Below are 15,966 nucleotides of genomic sequence, written 5' to 3'. Positions count from 1 at the left end.
AAACCGGCCCGAAGGCCGGTTTTTTTTATCGTCACGCGACGCCGGCCCGGAGGCCGGTTTTTTTATCGCTACGCGACGCCGGCACGGAGCCGCGCGCCGTGCATGGAGCAGGCCGTCAGGCCGGCTTGCCCCAGCTGTCGCGCAGCCCGACGATCCGGTTGAACACGGGCTTGCCCGGTTTCGAATCGACGCGGTCGGCGACGAAATAGCCGTGACGCTCGAACTGGAGGCGCGTTTCCGGCGCAACGTCGCCGGCGCCTGGTTCGACGTAGGCCTGCGTGACCTTCTTCGAATCCGGATTCAGCGCCTCGAGGAAGTTCGCACCGCCCGCGTCCGGATGCGGCTCCTTGAACAGCCGGTCGTAGATCCGGACTTCGGCCGCCTGCGCATGCTTCACGCTGACCCAGTGGATGTTGCCCTTGACCTTGTAGGTGTTCGCGCCTTCGGTGCCCGACTTGCTGTCCGGGAAATAGTTGCAGTGCACGGCCGTCACGTTGCCGTCGGCGTCCTTGTCGAAGCCCGTGCACTCGATCACGTAGCCGTAGCGCAGGCGCACCTTGTTGCCCGGGAACAGGCGGAAATAACCCTTCGGCGGGTTCTCGACGAAGTCCTCGCGTTCGATCCACAGCTCGCGCGAGATCGGGAACGTGCGCACGCCGCGCTCCGGGTGATGCGGATGCACGGGCGCCGTGCACGCTTCTTCCTGGCCTTCCGGATAGTTGTCGATCACGAGCTTCAGCGGATCGAGCACCGCGACCGTACGCGCCGCCTTGTCGTCGAGGTCGTCGCGCAGCGCGCCTTCGAAGATGCTCATGTCGATCCACGAATCGATCTTCGTCACGCCGATCCGCTCGCAGAACAAGTGGATGCTCTCCGGCGTGAAGCCGCGGCGTCGCACGCCGACGATCGTCGGCATGCGCGGGTCGTCCCAGCCGTCGACGTGGCCTTCGGTGACGAGCTGCAGCAGCTTGCGCTTGCTCGTGATCGCGTACGTGAGGTTCAGCCGCGAGAATTCGATTTGCTGCGGCAGCGGGCGCGTGAACACGCCGGCTTCCGCGAGTTCGTTCAGCACCCAGTCGTACAGCGGGCGATGATCCTCGAACTCGAGCGTGCACAGCGAATGCGTGATGCCTTCGAGCGCATCCGAGATGCAGTGCGTGTAGTCGTACATCGGATACACGCACCACGCGTCGCCGGTGCGGTAGTGGTGCGCGTAGCGGATCCGGTAGATCACCGGATCGCGCATGTTCATGTTCGGCGAAGCCATGTCGATCTTCGCGCGCAGCACGTGCTCGCCTTCCTTGAACTCGCCGGCCTTCATGCGGCGGAACAGGTCGAGGTTTTCCTCGGGCGAACGGTCGCGGAACGGCGACGGCTTGCCGCCTTCGGTCAGCGAGCCGCGGTTCGCGCGCATTTCCTCGGCGCTCTGGCTGTCGACGTATGCCTTGCCGCGCTGGATCAGCAACTCGGCGAATTCGTACAGCTTGTCGTAGTAGTCGCTCGCGAAATACTGGTGATCGACCGCATCCTTGCGCCAGTCGAAGCCGAGCCAGCGGACCGCGTCGACGATCGAGTCGACGTACTCGACGCTTTCCTTTTCCGGGTTCGTGTCGTCGAAGCGCAGGTGGCACACGCCGCCGTAGTCGCGCGCGACGCTGAAGTTCAGGCAGATGCTCTTGGCATGGCCGATGTGCAGATAGCCGTTCGGCTCGGGCGGAAAGCGCGTCTCGACGCGGCCGCCCCATTTGCCGGTGCGGTTGTCGTCGTCGATGATGTTGCGGATGAAGTTGGAAGCCGCGGGGGCGTCGTTGCGTTCGGTGCTCATGCGGTTGGCGTCAGGTTGTGTCGGCGCGTCGCGCCGGGGTAATCCCGCAATTCTACCTGACCGGGGTCCGTCCCGCGCGGGTTGCGCCACCGGCCGGGCGGTTCGCGGCGCGGAACCGCAATATCTCGATTGTGTGTCGGCTGTAACACGACGTAAATCGGATTGCCCGGCGCATTCGGCTTTTCCTATGATGGCTTTTACCGATTCAATGCCGCCATTCGTATTTTTTGCTGGCGGGAGGACACCAACAATCATGATGAAGAAGACCACTTTTCTCGTTCGTACCGCGGTAATCGTCGCGGCCTTGTCGCAGCTCGGCGCATGTGCGATGACGCATACGCAACGTAATGCCGGTATCGGCGCGGCCGCGGGCGGCGCGCTGGGCTACCTGATCACGGGCGGCCCGGTCGGCACGGTTGCCGGCGCCGCGGCAGGCGGCCTGGTCGGCGCCGGCGTGCGCTGATCGAAGCCGGCGCGCGTGAGCGCCGGCTGGGCGTGACGGTGTTGCCGCAGCGTCACGGCCCGTTTCTGCTTCGCACATCCATTCCGCGATTCGACAGGCAGCATCAGGGAGGAGCGGGTGTGCGACACTTCGTCGACGTTACATAACGACTTCATTCGTCGACGAACCATCCATGAGCGATTCTCTCGTTTTCGTGCTGCCGGGCTACGGCAACTCCGGTCCGCTCCACTGGCAAAGCCGTTGGGAGCGCGCCGACGCGCGTTTCGTGCGCGTCGCGATGCCCGACTGGAACAGTGCGTTCCGCAACGGCTGGTGTCTCGCGCTCGACCGCGCGGTCGAGGCCGCACCGGGCCCCGTGACGATCGCGGCGCACAGCCTCGGCACGTTGACCACCGCGTGGTGGGCGACCCGCTACGCGCGGCCGGCCGCGCTCGCGAAGGTGCGCGGTGCGTTGCTCGTCGCGTTGCCCGATCCGGCCGGGCCGGCGTTTCCGGCCGATGCGCACGGTTTCGGGCCGGTGCCGCATGAGCGGCTGTCGTTTCCGACCTGCGTGGTTGCAAGCAGCGACGATCCGTACGGCTCGATCGCGTTCGCGCGCGGCTGCGCGGATGCGTGGGGCAGCGCCTTCCATGACCTCGGCCCGCGCGGCCACATCAACGCGGACAGCGGACTCGGCGACTGGCCCGACGCGCGAGGCTGGCTCGATGCGCTCGCGCGCTAGTGGCTAGCCGCTAAGCGCCGGTCCATCGATCCGTCAGCGTCCGCTGGCGCCCGGGCACGCCGCCGCGTATCTCCGGAGGCGCAGCGGCGCACTCGTCCCGGGTCGGTTCAGATCGCCTGTTTCGCCTTCAGCGCCGCAATGCGCGCCGCGTCGTAGCCGAGCATGTCGCGCAGTACGTCTTCCGTCTGCGCGCCGAGCAGCGGCGGGGCGGTGCGCGCATCGGGCGGCGTCGCGCTCATCCGGATCGGGTTGCGCACGAGTTTCACGTCCGCGCCGCACGGGTGCGGCAGCGATACCTGCATCCCGCGCGCGACCACCTGCTCGTTGTCGAACACCTCGTCGAGCTCGTTGATCGGCCCGCACGGCACGCCGGCCGCTTCGAGCGCGCCGATCCAGTCGGCCTTGCCGCGCGTCTTCACCATCTCGGCGAGGATCGGCACCAGCGTATCGCGATGGCGCACGCGCGACGGGTTGGTCGCGAACCGTTCGTCGTCGGCCAGCTCGGGCCGGCCGCCGGCCTCGACGAACTTGCGGAACTGCCCGTCGTTGCCGACCGCGACGATGATCCAGCCGTCGCTCGTCTGGAACGTCTGGTACGGCACGATGTTCGGGTGCGCGTTGCCCCAGCGCACCGGCGGCTTGCCGCTCGCGAGGAAGTTGGTGTTCATGTTCGCGAGCAGCGCGACCTGCACGTCGAGCAGCGCCATGTCGATGTACTGGCCTTCGCCCGTCCGGTCGCGGTGCGCAAGCGCGGCGAGTACCGCGATCGTCGAGTAGAGGCCCGTCGCGAGATCGGCGATCGCGACGCCGGCCTTCTGCGGGCCGCCGCCCGGCTCGCTGTCGCGCTCGCCGGTGATGCTCATGAATCCGCCGATTCCCTGGACGATGAAGTCGTAGCCCGCGCGGTGCGCGTACGGGCCCGTCTGGCCAAAGCCCGTGACCGAGCAGTAGACGAGATCGGGTTTCACCGCGCGCAGCGATTCGTAATCGAGCCCGTACTTCTTCAACTGCCCGACCTTGTAGTTCTCGAGCACGACGTCGCTCTGCGCGGCGAGCTCGCGCACGATCTGCTGGCCTTCCGGCGTCGCGATGTCGACCGTCACCGAGCGCTTGTTGCGGTTCGCCGCGAGATAGTACGCGGCCTCCGCCGTATCGTCGCCGTTCGCGTCCTTCAGGTACGGCGGCCCCCAGTGGCGCGTGTCGTCGCCGGCGCCGGGGCGCTCGACCTTGATTACGTCCGCGCCGAAGTCGGCGAGCGTCTGCGCGCACCACGGGCCCGCGAGCACGCGGGTCAGGTCAAGCACGCGGATATGGCTCAAGGCACCCATCGTCGAATCGTCTCCTTTCATGGCTCGCCTGGCCGGGGCAAGGCGGATTGGCATGCCGAGCATCTTAAGGCGAATCGGCCGCACGGGTGGCCCAGGCCGGTCGTCCGCCGCGCCGGGCCGCTGCCGTCTGGGGCACCGGTCTGTATCGTATAATCGATCGTTTACGATATTTGCCCGCCGTGCGTCCGCGAGGACGGCCGGCGTTTGAAGCCGTCTCAGCCAGACATTCCCCGCACGCCATGAAAGCTGCCGAAATCCGCGAGAAATTCCTCAAATTCTTCGAATCGAAGGGCCACACGATCGTCCGCTCGTCGAGCCTCGTGCCCGGTAACGACCCCACGCTGATGTTCACGAACTCGGGCATGGTCCAGTTCAAGGACGTGTTCCTCGGCACGGACCCGCGTCCGTACTCGCGCGCCACCACGGCGCAGCGCAGCGTGCGCGCGGGCGGCAAGCACAACGACCTCGAGAACGTCGGCTACACGGCGCGCCACCACACGTTCTTCGAGATGCTCGGCAATTTCTCGTTCGGCGACTACTTCAAGCATGACGCGATCAAGTTCGCGTGGGAACTGCTGACCACGGTCTACCAGCTGCCGAAGGAAAAGCTGTGGGTCACCGTCTACCAGGAAGACGACGAAGCCTACGACATCTGGGCGAAGGAAGTCGGCGTGCCGACCGAGCGGATCATCCGCATCGGCGACAACAAGGGCGCGCGCTACGCGTCGGACAACTTCTGGACGATGGGTGACACGGGCCCGTGCGGCCCGTGCACGGAAATCTTCTACGACCACGGCCCGGACGTCTGGGGTGGTCCGCCGGGATCGCCGGAAGAAGACGGCGACCGCTACATCGAGATCTGGAACCTCGTGTTCATGCAGTTCAACCGCGACGCGCAGGGCAACATGACGCGCCTGCCGAAGCAGTCGGTCGACACCGGCATGGGCCTCGAGCGTCTCGCCGCGGTGCTGCAGCACGTGCATAGCAACTACGAGATCGACCTGTTCCAGAACCTGATCAAGGCCGCCGCGCGCGTGACCGAGATCAGCGACCTGAACAACAACTCGCTGAAGGTGATCGCCGATCACATCCGCGCGTGCTCGTTCCTGATCGTCGACGGCGTGATCCCCGGCAACGAAGGCCGCGGCTACGTGCTGCGCCGCATCGTGCGCCGCGCGATCCGCCACGGCTACAAGCTCGGCCGCAAGGGCTCGTTCTTCCACAAGCTGGTGGCCGACCTCGTCGCCGAAATGGGCGCCGCGTATCCGGAACTGAAGGAAGCCGAGCAGCGCGTGACGGACGTGCTGCGTCAGGAAGAAGAGCGCTTCTTCGAGACGATCGAACACGGGATGTCGATCCTCGAGGCCGCGCTGGCGGACGTCGAGGCGAAGGGCGGCAAGGTGCTCGACGGCGAACTCGCGTTCAAGCTGCACGACACCTACGGCTTCCCGCTCGACCTCACGGCCGACGTGTGCCGCGAGCGCGGGATGACGGTCGACGAGCCGGCGTTCGACGACGCGATGGCGCGCCAGCGCGAGCAGGCGCGCGCGGCCGGCAAGTTCAAGGCCACGCAGGGCCTCGAATACTCGGGCGCGAAGACCACCTTCCACGGCTATGAGGAAATCGCGTTCGACGACGCGAAGGTCATCGCGCTGTACGTCGACGGTTCTGCCGTCAACGAAGTGAAGCACGGCCAGGATGCGGTCGTCGTGCTCGACCACACGCCGTTCTACGCGGAATCGGGCGGCCAGGTCGGCGACCAGGGCGTGCTCGCGAATGCGTCGACGCGCTTCGCGGTGGCCGACACGCTGAAGGTGCAGGCCGACGTGATCGGCCACCACGGCACGCTCGAACAGGGCACGCTGAAGATCGGCGACGTGCTGCGCGCGGAAATCGACGCGCACCGCCGCGCGCGCACCCAGCGCAACCACTCGGCCACCCACCTGATGCACAAGGCGCTGCGTGAAGTGCTCGGCGCGCACGTGCAGCAGAAGGGTTCGCTCGTCGATGCGGAGAAAACCCGCTTCGACTTCGCGCACAACGCGCCGATGACCGACGATGAAATCCGTCGCGTCGAGCAGATCGTCAACAACGAAATCCTCGCGAACGCGCCGGGCATCGTGCGCGTGATGCCGTATGACGAAGCGGTGAAGGGCGGCGCGATGGCGCTGTTCGGCGAGAAGTACGGCGACGAAGTGCGCGTGCTCGACCTAGGCTTCTCGCGCGAACTGTGCGGCGGCACGCACGTGCACCGCACCGGCGATATCGGCTTCTTCAAGATCGTCGTCGAAGGCGGCGTCGCGGCCGGCATCCGCCGCGTCGAGGCGATCACCGGCGACAACGCGGTGCGCTATGTGCAGGAGCTCGACGCCCGCGTGAACCAAGCGGCGGCAGCGCTGAAGGCACAGCCGTCGGAGCTCACGCAGCGCATCGCGCAGGTGCAGGACCAGGTGAAGTCGCTCGAGAAGGAACTGGGCGCGCTGAAGTCGAAGCTCGCATCGAGCCAGGGTGATGAACTCGCGCAGCAGGCCGTCGAAATTGGCGGTGTGTACGTGCTCGCGGCGACGCTCGACGGTGCCGACGCGAAGACGCTGCGCGAAACGGTCGACAAGCTGAAGGACAAGCTGAAGAGCGCGGCGATCGTGCTCGCGGCCGTCGAAGGCGGCAAGGTCAGCCTGATCGCGGGCGTCACGCCGGACGCGAGCAAGAAGGTCAAGGCCGGCGAGCTCGTGAACTTCGTCGCGCAGCAGGTGGGCGGCAAGGGCGGTGGCCGTCCGGACATGGCGCAGGCAGGCGGCACGGAACCGGCGAACCTGCCGGGCGCGCTGGCAGGCGTCAAGGGCTGGGTCGAAGAGCGTCTTTGATCGGAATGGCTGATGCGATGCGGTCTTGCTGACCCCGTCGCAGCGCACGAGAAAACGACCCGATCGGCGGTGGCCGGTCGGGTCGTTTTGTTTTTGCCGGTGCGCAGGATGAGCGCATGCCGGCGCGTCGGCGCGGCGGAATCAGGCCGGTAATGCCGTTGCCGGCAACGAGGGCGAATCTCCCGACTGCCGCGCGGCATCGCCGAGCGCATCGCGCAACGCGGCGAGTGCCGCCGACGCGTAACCGTGCCGCCACGCGAGCAGCGTGTCGATTGCTTCGAGTTCCGCGATCCTGTGGGCGGCGACGTTGCCGGTCTCGGGCTGAAGCTCGAGCACCGAGCGCGGCGCGACCGCGACGCCCGCACCGGCCGCGACGCACGCGACGATCGCGTGATACGAAGCCAGTTCGAGCACGCGCGCGGGTTTCATCCCGTGCGCCGCATACCATCGCTCGACATACTTCCGGTACGTGCAGCCGCGCTCGAACGCGATCAGCGTCGGCAGGATCACGTCGCGCGGCGTGCGCACCGGCGGATGGCCGCGCGGCGTCAGCAGCACCAGGTCCTCGCGGAAGATGGGCACCGTCTCGAACGTGTCGGGCAGCGTGTCCGGCTCGGGCGGCCGCGCGAACAGCGCCGCGTCGACCTCGAAGTCGCGCACCTTGTCGATCAGCCAGCCGGTCGTGCCGGTCACGAGCTCCAGCGATACGTCGGGCCACGCATGGTGATAGCGCGCGAGCACGGCCGGCAGCCGGCTCGCGGCCGTGCTTTCCATCGTGCCGAGCCGCAGCCGCCCGCGCGGCGTGTCCTCGCGCACGGCGTCGCGCGCCTCGTCGGCAAGCTCGAGCAGCCGCTCCGCGTAGGGCAGCAGCGTATGCCCGGCCGGCGTCAGCACGAGCCGGCGGCCGTCGCGCACGAACAGCGCCGCGCCGAGTTCCTCCTCGAGCTGCTTGATGCGCGTCGTCACGTTCGACTGCACGCGATTGAGCTTCGCCGCCGCGCGCGTGATGCCGTTCTCGCGCACGACGGCCCTGAAAATCGCCAGCGCCGCCAGGTCCATGATTCTCTCCGTGAGATTGCTGGATTCTCAATTATTCGTTTTTAGAGAACGTTCGGTCAAGCTACGATACAAGCAATCCGATTCTCGTTCCGGCCGTTGCGCAACCCGCGCGGCCCATGCCGCCATGTCCCGTTCCGATGCTCCGAGCGCCGCCGGCGTACCCCTTTCCGACGACGCCGACCGTCGCGCCCGCGCGGTTGCGCTTGCCTGCATGATCGGGCTTGCCGTCGCGCTCGGCATCGGCCGCTTCGCGTTCACGCCGCTGCTGCCGCTGATGCTCGCCGACGGCTCGATCGGCCTGAAAGCCGGCAGCTGGCTCGCGTCGGCGAACTACGCGGGCTATTTCGTCGGCGCGGTCAGTTGCGCGGCGATGCGCGTCGCGCCCGCGCGAATGGTGCGCTTCGGGCTTGCCGCCACCGTGCTGCTGACCGCCGCGATGGGCGTCGGCCATGTGCTGCCGGTGTGGCTCGTGGTGCGCTTCGTCGCGGGCGTCGTCAGCGCATGGACGTTCGTATTCGTGTCGCAATGGGGGCTGCGGCGGCTCGCCGAACTGCACGCGCCCGAATGGAGCGGGGTGATCTACGCGGGGCCCGGTGTCGGCATCGTGCTGACGGGCCTGATCGGCAGCGCACTCGCCGGCCATCGCGCGGCGCCCGGCTGGCTCGGCTTCGCGGCGTTGTCGGCGGTGTTGTCGATCGCGATCTGGCGCACGTTCGGCAGCGCGCCGGTGCCGGCGGCGGCAGGCGCCACGTCGGCCGCGCCCGTCCTGCATGCGGCGACGGACGCGGCACCGCACGACGCGCGGCGCCATCGGGCCGACGCCGCATGGCTCGTCGTCCTGTACGGGATGCCGGGTTTCGGCTACATCATCACCGCGACGTTCCTGCCAGTGATCGCGCGCGCCGCGCTGCCGGCCGGCTCGCCGTGGCCGGACCTGTTCTGGCCGATGTTCGGCGCGGCGCTGATCGTCGGCGCGATCGCGGCCGCGCGGCTGCCCGGCCGCTGGGACAACCGGCTGCTGCTCGCCGCCGGTTGCGCGACGCAGGCGCTCGGGATCGCGGCGGGGATCGTGTGGCCGAATGCGGTGGGCTTCTCGATCGGGAGCGCGCTGCTCGGCCTGCCGTTTACCGCCATCACGCTGTTCGCGATGCGCGAGGCGCGGCGGCTGCACGGCGAACGCGCGGCCGGGCTGATGGGCTATGCGACCGCGTCGTACGGGGTCGGGCAGATTCTCGGCCCGCTCGTCGCGGCGCCGCTGACCGCGCGTTTCGGGTCGTTCTCGCCGGCGCTGTGGGTCGCGGCGGGTGCCTTGCTCGTCGGTGCCGCCGGCTTCGCGGCGACGGCCGCACGCGGGCGTGCGCAACCGAGCATGCAACCCTGACATCATCGGGGCCGGATCGTCAGCGACGCGGGCAAACTCGCTAGAATGAAGCCTTTCCTGCGCCGAGCGGGCGTGCGAGGCGGCTTGCCGGCCGCCGTCGGCGCCTGCCAGATCCCCATCGATGACCATCGCCGACTACCGTTTTTGCCCGCGCTGCGCGCGTCCGCTGACCGAGCGCGCCGATCCCGAACACGAGGGCGGGCGCGTCCGCCAGGCTTGCCCGGATGACGAGTGTGGCTACGTGCACTGGAACAACCCGCTGCCGGTGGTGGCCGCGATCGTCGAGCTCGACGGCAAGATCCTGCTCGCGCGCAATGCGGCCTGGCCGGAGGGGATGTTCGCGCTGATCACCGGTTTCCTCGAGAACGGCGAGACGCCCGAGGACGGCATCGCGCGCGAGGTGTTCGAGGAAACCGCGCTGAAGGCCGAGCAGGTCACGCTGGTCGGCGTCTATGAATTCATGCGCAAGAACGAGCTGATCATCGCGTACCACGTGCGCGCGTCGGGCACCGTCGCGCTGTCGCCGGAGCTGCTCGAATACCGGCTCGTCGAGCCGCCGTTGCTGCGCCCGTGGCGCGCCGGCACCGGCTACGCGCTGGCCGACTGGATGCGCGCGCGCGGCCTCGATTTCGAATTCGTCGATCGAGCGGGGCAGTGACGGGCCGCGCCGCTCCCGGAATGTCATCCGCCGCGCCGCGCGCGATCGCGACGCGGCATCCCGCCGTTGGCCGGCGCGCCGTCGCGAACGGCCACCGCGCGCCGTCCGCTGCGCCTTCTTCATCCTGACCGCCATCGCCATGTCCGACAAGCCGCAGCCGCGTTCCCGCGACGCCTATCGCCACTTCCTGCCGATCACGACCCGCTGGATGGACAACGACGTCTACGGGCACGTGAACAACGTCGTCTACTACAGCTACTTCGACACCGTCGTGAACGAATACCTGATCCGCGCGGGTGTGCTCGACGTCGAGCACGGGCAGACGATCGGGCTCGTGGTCGAGACGCAGTGCAACTACTTCGCGCCGCTCGTGTTTCCGCAGTCGGTCGATGCGGGGCTGCGCGTCGCGAAGCTCGGCACGTCGAGTGTGCGCTACGAGATCGGACTGTTCGCGGCTGGGGAAGCCGCGCCGGCCGCGCAAGGGCATTTCGTGCACGTGTACGTCGATCGCGGCACACGCCGCCCGGTGCCGCTGCCCGACGCGCTGCGCGCGGCGCTCGAACCGCTCGCCGGCTGACGGGCGCGCGGCGTGCACGCGTTCGCGCTCCAGGCGTTCAATGGCCTCAGCTACGGGTTGCTGCTGTTCATGCTGTCGGCTGGCCTCACGCTGATCTTCAGCGTGCAGGGCGTGCTCAACTTCGCGCACGCGAGTTTCTACATGCTCGGCGCATACATTGGATACAGCATCGCGGCCCGCGCGGGTTTCTGGGCCGCGCTCGCGCTCGCGCCGCTCGCGGTCGGGTTGCTCGGCGCCGGCTGCGAGCGCTGGCTGCTGCGCCGCGTACAGCCGCATGGACACACGAGCGAACTGCTGCTGACCGTCGGGCTCGCGTACCTGATCGGCGAGGGCGCGAAACTCCTGTGGGGCCTCGCGCCGCTGCCCGCGCCGGTGCCGCCGCTGTTCGACGGTGCGCCCGTGGCCGTGTTCGGCCTCGCGCTGCCGCGCTACCGGCTCTTCATGATGGCGATTGCCACGGCGATGCTGGTCGCGCTCGGCGCGCTGCTGCGCGCGTCGCGCATCGGGCTCGTCGTGCGCGCCGCGCTCACGCACCGCGCGGCCGTCGAGGCGCTCGGCTACGACGTGCCGGGCGTGATGACGGGCCTGTTCGGCGCCGGCACCGCGCTCGCGGCGCTGGCCGGCGTGATCGGCGCGCCGCTTGCGGTGATCGAACCGGCGCTGGCCGAGACCGTCGGGTCGGTGGTGTTCGCAGTCGTCGTGATCGGCGGGCTCGGCTCGCTCGGCGGCGCGTTCGTCGCGTCGCTTGCGGTCGGCTTCACGCAGACCTTCGCGGCGGCCAGCGACACGTCGCTGCGCGACCTCGCGCAATGGTCGGGTGTCGCGCTGCCCGACAGCGTCGCTGCCGTGTCGATCGCGCAGCTCGCACCGCTGGTCCCGTACCTGCTGCTCGTCGCGGTGCTGGTCGCCCGCCCGCGCGGACTGTTCGGCGAGCGTGTCGATGGCTAGCCGCGCACGGGCCGGCGCACTGCGCTGGGTGCTGTTCGCCGCGTGCGTCGCGCTGCCCGCGTGGCTGTGGCCGCACGGCGCGGTGCTTGGCTATCTCGCACAGACGGCCGCGCTCGTCGTGCTCGCGCTGTCGTACAACCTGCAGCTCGGTACGACCGGGCTGCTGTCGTTCGGTCATGCAGCCTTCGCGGGCCTTGGCGCATTCGCCGCCGCGCATTGGTTCAATCATGTCGGCGGCCCGCTGCCGCTGTTGCCGCTCGTCGGCGGCGTGGCCGGCGCGGGCTTCGGTTTCATCGCCGGACTGCTCGCGACACGCCGCGCGGGCACCGTGTTCGCGATGATCACGCTCGGCCTCGGCGAGTGCGTCGCGGCCGCGGCGTGGAGCGTGCCGGCGTGGTTCGGCGGCCTCGGCGGCGTACCGATCGACCGCGCGAGCGGCACGCCTTTGGGCGGCTGGCATTTCGGCGCGCAAACGCAGGCCTACGCCGTGATTGCCGCATGGTGCATCGTCTCCGCGGTGGCGATGCACGCGCTGACGCGCACGCCGCTCGCGCGGCTCGCGAACGCGGTGCGCGACAACCCCGCGCGCGTTGCCGCGCTCGGCACCGAGCCGCGTCGCGTGCGGCTTGCGATGGTGACCTGCGCGTCGTTCTTCGCGGGCATTGCCGGCACGTTGACGCTCATCGACGTCGAGATCGCGACACCCGACAGCGTGTCGATGGCGCGTTCGGCGACCGTGCTGATTGCAGCAGTGATCGGCGGCACGGGCACATTCTTCGGGCCGGCGGCCGGCGCGGTGGTGCTGACCGCGCTGAGCGTCGTCGTCGCGGGCGTATCGCGCGCATGGGCGCTGTATCTCGGCCTCCTGTTCGTCGCGGTCGTCGTCGCGGCGCCGCGCGGGATCGCGGGCATCGCGCAGACGCTGGCGCATGCGTTGCGCGGCGACGCACCTCCCGCCGAGCGCTGGCGCGTGCTGTGTGGCGTCGGCGCATGTGCGTTCTGGGCCGTCGCGATCGTCTGCGCGGCCGAGCTCGGCTATGCATGGCGCTTCGCGCAGGACGACGGCACGGGCATCGCGTTCGGCGCGTGGGGCATCGACGCCGATGCGCCGGCGGGCTGGGTCGTCGCATGCTCGGCGGCCGGCATCGGCACGTTGCTGTGGGCCTGGCGCGCACGGTTCCAGAATCACGGGCAAGGCAAGCGGGGGGACGGGCGATGAGCGGCAGCGCGATCGAGTTGCACGGGATCGTACAGCGCTTCGGTGTGCAGACCGTGCTCGACGGCGTCGAGCTGAACGTCCCGGCCGGCGAGCGTCACGCGCTGATCGGGCCGAACGGCGCAGGCAAGTCGACGCTGTTCGGCGTGATCGCCGGCGCGACGCGGCCGACGCGCGGGCGCGTCATGCTGCACGGCGTCGAGCTGCGCGGGCGCGGGCCGATCGTGGCGAGCCGGCTCGGCATCGGCCGCAGTTTTCAGCAGACGAGCGTGTTCGCACGATTGAGCGTGTTCGACAACCTGCGCTGCGCGGCGCTGCATGCGCCGGCCGAGCGGCGGCGCTGGTGGAACCGGCTGCGCGAATCCGCGTCGGTCGATCGCGTGGCCGCGCGCGTGCTGGGCGACATCGGTCTCGATGGGCGGCGCGACACGCCGGCCGGCGAACTCGGCTATGCGGAACAGCGCGCGCTCGATCTCGGCATCGCGCTCGCGAGCGGCGCGCGCACGCTGCTGCTCGACGAACCGACGGCCGGCATGAACCGCGACCAGGCGGCGCGGATGATCGCGCTGATCCGTGCGACGACGCAGGGCCGCACGGTGTTGATGATCGAGCACGACATGGATGCGGTGTTCGGCTTCGCCGAGCGCATCACGGTGCTCGTGCGCGGCGCGGTGGTCGCAACCGGCGCGCCCGACGCGATCCGCGCGGACCGGGCCGTGCGCGCCGCCTATCTTGGCGAGGGCGCATGAGCGTGCTGCTCGACATTCGCGGCCTGCGCGCGTGGTACGGGATGCAGCCCGTGCTCGACGGTGTCGATCTCGCGCTCGCGCCTGGCGAGACGCTCGCGCTGCTCGGCCGCAACGGCTCGGGCCGCTCGACGCTCGCGAAGGCCGTGATGGGACTCGTGCGCACGGCGGGTTCGGTGCGCGTCGCCGGCGACGAATGCGCGGGCGCACGCACGTTCGAGATCGCGCGGCGCGGTGTCGCTTACGTTGCCGAAAGCCGCGACGTGTTTCCGCTACTGAGCGTGCGCGACAACCTGCGGCTCGGGCTGCGCGGCGTGCACGGCACGGCCGAACGCGCGGCGCTCGACCGGTTGCTCGCGCGCTTTCCGCTGCTGGCCGCGCGGGCGGACGTGAAGGCCGGACGGCTGTCGGGCGGCGAACAGCAGGTGCTCGCGCTGGTGCGCGCGCTCGCGGGCCGCCCGCGCGTGCTGATCGTCGACGAACCGGCCGAAGGGCTCGCGCCGCTCGCGGTCGACGAGGTGGGCGCCTGTCTCGCCGCGCTGCAGGCCGACGGCGTCGCGATCCTGCTGATCGAGCAGCGGCTGCAACTCGCGCCGCGGCTCGCGCGGCGCGTCGCGGTGATGGGGCGGGGACGGATCGTCTACGACGGCGCGCTCGGCGCGCTCGGCGGCGACGTCGTCAGTGCGTGGCTGAGTGCCGGTTGAGCGCAAGCGCGCCGATTGTTCGGCAAACCCCGCCAGTCAATTCGTGTCGAGCCGCTTTATCGCCGTCGCGCGAACCGCGAATATTGCCAGCAAGGCCGGCGCGCCGCGCACGCTGCAACCGGCCCTCATCCATCGAATGTCTTCCGACTGAGGAATGAAATCATGAGCAAGCTGACAGGCAAGGTAGCGATCGTCACGGGCGGGTCCAAGGGAATCGGCGCCGCGATCGCGAAGGCGCTGGCCGCCGAAGGCGCGTCGGTCGTCGTGAACTACGCGAGCAGCAAGGCCGGTGCCGACGCCGTCGTGAGCGCGATCGTCGAAACGGGCGGCCGTGCGGTCGCGGTGGGCGGCGACGTGTCGAAGGCAACGGACGCGCAGCGCATCGTCGATGCCGCTATCGAAAACTATGGCCGTCTCGACGTGCTGGTCAACAACTCCGGCGTCTACGAGTTCGCGCCGATCGAGGCGATCACCGAAGAGCACTACCGCCGGCAGTTCGACACGAACGTGTTCGGCGTGCTGCTGACGACGCAGGCCGCCGTCAAGCATCTCGGCGAAGGCGCGAGCATCATTAACATCAGCTCGGTCGTGACGAGCATCACGCCGCCCGCGAGCGCCGTGTACAGCGGCACCAAGGGCGCCGTCGACGCCATCACCGGCGTGCTCGCGCTCGAGCTCGGCCCGCGCAAGATCCGCGTGAACGCGATCAACCCGGGCATGATCGTGACCGAAGGCACGCACAGCGCGGGCATCATCGGCTCGGATCTCGACAAGCAGGTGCGCAGCCAGACGCCGCTCGGCCGCCTCGGCGAGCCGGACGACATCGCGTCGGTCGCCGTGTTCCTCGCATCGGACGACTCCCGCTGGCTGACCGGCGAGCGCCTCGTCGCGAGCGGCGGGCTGCACTGATCGCGCGAGTCGGCGCGCGCGGCTACGCGATCATCGCGAGCGCGTTCGCGCCGACATGCCAGCGCAGGCTCTCGATGACGAGTGCGTGATCGCGTGCGTCGTCGAGCCCTGCGATGGTCATCGCGCCGACGATGCCGCCGCCGGCAAGCCGCAACGGCACGCCGCCGCCATCGAGCGCATAGTCGGCGTCCGACAATCCCTGCGACTGCAACGACCAGCCGGCGCGGCGAAAGCGCGCGCCGACCTCGAAGGAACTGACGCCGAAACGGAACACCGTGTTCTGTCGTCGGCGGATCGCGTCGCTGTCGTTGGCGCGGCTGCCGTCCAGCGCGCAATAGAACAGCGGCGCGGCTTCACCGACGATGCCGACCGCGATCGGCAGCCCGCGGCGCGCCGCGAGATTGACGGCGATGTCGCCGAGCCGGCGCGCGACGTCGGCATCGAAGTGCGACAGCATCGGCGTCGACGCGATGTCGCAGATGGGCGCGGGTGCGAAACGGGGGAAGGTGGTCGCCATGGCAACTCCGTGTCGTCGCAAATGCGGCTCACGCACGCGTTTTCATCCCG

The 15,966-nt window shown here is 69.3% G+C and carries 15 protein-coding genes; 11 read left to right on the top strand and 4 right to left on the bottom strand.

Translation table 11 applies throughout. The annotated features are described in order from the left end of the window. Positions 1–115: 115 nt before the first annotated feature. On the bottom strand, positions 116–1,825 hold the full coding sequence (locus WS66_RS22830) for a glutamine--tRNA ligase/YqeY domain fusion protein (protein WP_059606487.1): 1,710 nt from the start codon (positions 1,823–1,825) through the stop codon (positions 116–118). 253 nt (positions 1,826–2,078) lie between these two features. On the opposite strand from WS66_RS22830, the gene WS66_RS22825 reads away from it, so the two are divergent. Together WS66_RS22825 and WS66_RS22820 are read left to right on the top strand one after the other, a co-directional pair. After that, the gene (locus WS66_RS22825; protein ID WP_006497729.1) at positions 2,079–2,288 is read left to right on the top strand and encodes an ornithine acetyltransferase; all 210 of its coding nucleotides are present in this window, start codon (positions 2,079–2,081) and stop codon (positions 2,286–2,288) included. Between the two features lie 172 nt (positions 2,289–2,460). Further along, positions 2,461–3,009 carry an RBBP9/YdeN family alpha/beta hydrolase gene (locus WS66_RS22820; protein WP_059606490.1) on the top strand — a complete coding sequence of 183 codons (549 nt, stop codon included), beginning with the start codon at positions 2,461–2,463 and terminating at the stop codon, positions 3,007–3,009. A gap of 107 nt (positions 3,010–3,116) precedes the next feature. Here WS66_RS22820 and WS66_RS22815 read toward each other — a convergent pair whose 3' ends face one another. Beyond that, the gene (locus WS66_RS22815) at positions 3,117–4,337 is read right to left on the bottom strand and encodes a CaiB/BaiF CoA transferase family protein (RefSeq protein ID WP_059606492.1); all 1,221 of its coding nucleotides are present in this window, start codon (positions 4,335–4,337) and stop codon (positions 3,117–3,119) included. Between the two features lie 239 nt (positions 4,338–4,576). Here WS66_RS22815 and alaS point away from each other — a divergent pair, with 239 nt between their 5' ends. After that, on the top strand, positions 4,577–7,201 hold the full coding sequence (gene alaS / locus WS66_RS22805) for an alanine--tRNA ligase (RefSeq protein WP_059606494.1): 2,625 nt from the start codon (positions 4,577–4,579) through the stop codon (positions 7,199–7,201). A gap of 141 nt (positions 7,202–7,342) precedes the next feature. On the opposite strand, the gene WS66_RS22800 is transcribed toward alaS, so the two are convergent. Next, positions 7,343–8,260, bottom strand: a complete 918-nt coding sequence (locus WS66_RS22800) for a LysR family transcriptional regulator (RefSeq protein ID WP_059606496.1) — start codon at positions 8,258–8,260, stop codon at positions 7,343–7,345. A gap of 124 nt (positions 8,261–8,384) precedes the next feature. On the opposite strand from WS66_RS22800, the gene WS66_RS22795 reads away from it, so the two are divergent. The 8 genes from WS66_RS22795 (at position 8,385) to WS66_RS22760 (ending at position 15,399) form a co-directional block, all read left to right on the top strand. Further along, positions 8,385–9,641, top strand: a complete 1,257-nt coding sequence (locus WS66_RS22795) for a YbfB/YjiJ family MFS transporter (protein ID WP_059606498.1) — start codon at positions 8,385–8,387, stop codon at positions 9,639–9,641. 121 nt (positions 9,642–9,762) lie between these two features. After that, on the top strand, positions 9,763–10,299 hold the full coding sequence (locus WS66_RS22790; RefSeq protein ID WP_059606500.1) for an NUDIX domain-containing protein: 537 nt from the start codon (positions 9,763–9,765) through the stop codon (positions 10,297–10,299). A gap of 139 nt (positions 10,300–10,438) precedes the next feature. Beyond that, entirely contained in the window at positions 10,439–10,876 is a 438-nt protein-coding gene (locus tag WS66_RS22785; protein WP_059606502.1) for an acyl-CoA thioesterase, read from the top strand. Between the two features lie 12 nt (positions 10,877–10,888). Then, entirely contained in the window at positions 10,889–11,824 is a 936-nt protein-coding gene (locus tag WS66_RS22780) for a branched-chain amino acid ABC transporter permease (RefSeq protein WP_059606504.1), read from the top strand. Further along, positions 11,817–13,043 carry a branched-chain amino acid ABC transporter permease gene (locus WS66_RS22775; protein ID WP_059606506.1) on the top strand — a complete coding sequence of 409 codons (1,227 nt, stop codon included), beginning with the start codon at positions 11,817–11,819 and terminating at the stop codon, positions 13,041–13,043. Before WS66_RS22780 ends, WS66_RS22775 begins: the two co-directional genes overlap by 8 nt. Beyond that, positions 13,040–13,789: an ABC transporter ATP-binding protein gene (locus WS66_RS22770; protein WP_059606508.1), complete on the top strand. Its 750-nt coding sequence runs from the start codon at positions 13,040–13,042 to the stop codon at positions 13,787–13,789. Before WS66_RS22775 ends, WS66_RS22770 begins: the two co-directional genes overlap by 4 nt. Beyond that, a complete protein-coding gene (locus WS66_RS22765) occupies positions 13,786–14,490 on the top strand; it encodes an ABC transporter ATP-binding protein (protein WP_059606510.1) in 705 nt (234 codons plus the stop codon). Before WS66_RS22770 ends, WS66_RS22765 begins: the two co-directional genes overlap by 4 nt. A 162-nt stretch (positions 14,491–14,652) precedes the next feature. After that, the gene (locus WS66_RS22760; RefSeq protein WP_059606512.1) at positions 14,653–15,399 is read left to right on the top strand and encodes a glucose 1-dehydrogenase; all 747 of its coding nucleotides are present in this window, start codon (positions 14,653–14,655) and stop codon (positions 15,397–15,399) included. A gap of 22 nt (positions 15,400–15,421) precedes the next feature. Here WS66_RS22760 and WS66_RS22755 read toward each other — a convergent pair whose 3' ends face one another. Continuing rightward, positions 15,422–15,916 carry a heme-degrading domain-containing protein gene (locus WS66_RS22755; protein WP_059606514.1) on the bottom strand — a complete coding sequence of 165 codons (495 nt, stop codon included), beginning with the start codon at positions 15,914–15,916 and terminating at the stop codon, positions 15,422–15,424. Between the last annotated feature and the right edge of the window lie 50 nt (positions 15,917–15,966).

The organism is Burkholderia sp. LA-2-3-30-S1-D2 (assembly GCF_001523915.2).
In the GTDB taxonomy this organism is placed as follows: domain Bacteria; phylum Pseudomonadota; class Gammaproteobacteria; order Burkholderiales; family Burkholderiaceae; genus Burkholderia; species Burkholderia diffusa.
The sequence above is the reverse complement of the archived record's forward strand: the minus strand, read 5'-3'. Positions and strand labels throughout refer to the sequence as shown.

Coding starts and splice junctions, on each gene's coding strand:
- WS66_RS22830 (WP_059606487.1), bottom strand. CDS start 1,825: ATGAGCACCGAACGCAACGACGCCCCCGCGGCTTCCAACTTCATCCGC.
- WS66_RS22825 (WP_006497729.1), top strand. CDS start 2,079: ATGATGAAGAAGACCACTTTTCTCGTTCGTACCGCGGTAATCGTCGCG.
- WS66_RS22820 (WP_059606490.1), top strand. CDS start 2,461: ATGAGCGATTCTCTCGTTTTCGTGCTGCCGGGCTACGGCAACTCCGGT.
- WS66_RS22815 (WP_059606492.1), bottom strand. CDS start 4,337: ATGGGTGCCTTGAGCCATATCCGCGTGCTTGACCTGACCCGCGTGCTC.
- alaS (WP_059606494.1), top strand. CDS start 4,577: ATGAAAGCTGCCGAAATCCGCGAGAAATTCCTCAAATTCTTCGAATCG.
- WS66_RS22800 (WP_059606496.1), bottom strand. CDS start 8,260: ATGGACCTGGCGGCGCTGGCGATTTTCAGGGCCGTCGTGCGCGAGAAC.
- WS66_RS22795 (WP_059606498.1), top strand. CDS start 8,385: ATGTCCCGTTCCGATGCTCCGAGCGCCGCCGGCGTACCCCTTTCCGAC.
- WS66_RS22790 (WP_059606500.1), top strand. CDS start 9,763: ATGACCATCGCCGACTACCGTTTTTGCCCGCGCTGCGCGCGTCCGCTG.
- WS66_RS22785 (WP_059606502.1), top strand. CDS start 10,439: ATGTCCGACAAGCCGCAGCCGCGTTCCCGCGACGCCTATCGCCACTTC.
- WS66_RS22775 (WP_059606506.1), top strand. CDS start 11,817: ATGGCTAGCCGCGCACGGGCCGGCGCACTGCGCTGGGTGCTGTTCGCC.
- WS66_RS22770 (WP_059606508.1), top strand. CDS start 13,040: ATGAGCGGCAGCGCGATCGAGTTGCACGGGATCGTACAGCGCTTCGGT.
- WS66_RS22765 (WP_059606510.1), top strand. CDS start 13,786: ATGAGCGTGCTGCTCGACATTCGCGGCCTGCGCGCGTGGTACGGGATG.
- WS66_RS22760 (WP_059606512.1), top strand. CDS start 14,653: ATGAGCAAGCTGACAGGCAAGGTAGCGATCGTCACGGGCGGGTCCAAG.
- WS66_RS22755 (WP_059606514.1), bottom strand. CDS start 15,916: ATGGCGACCACCTTCCCCCGTTTCGCACCCGCGCCCATCTGCGACATC.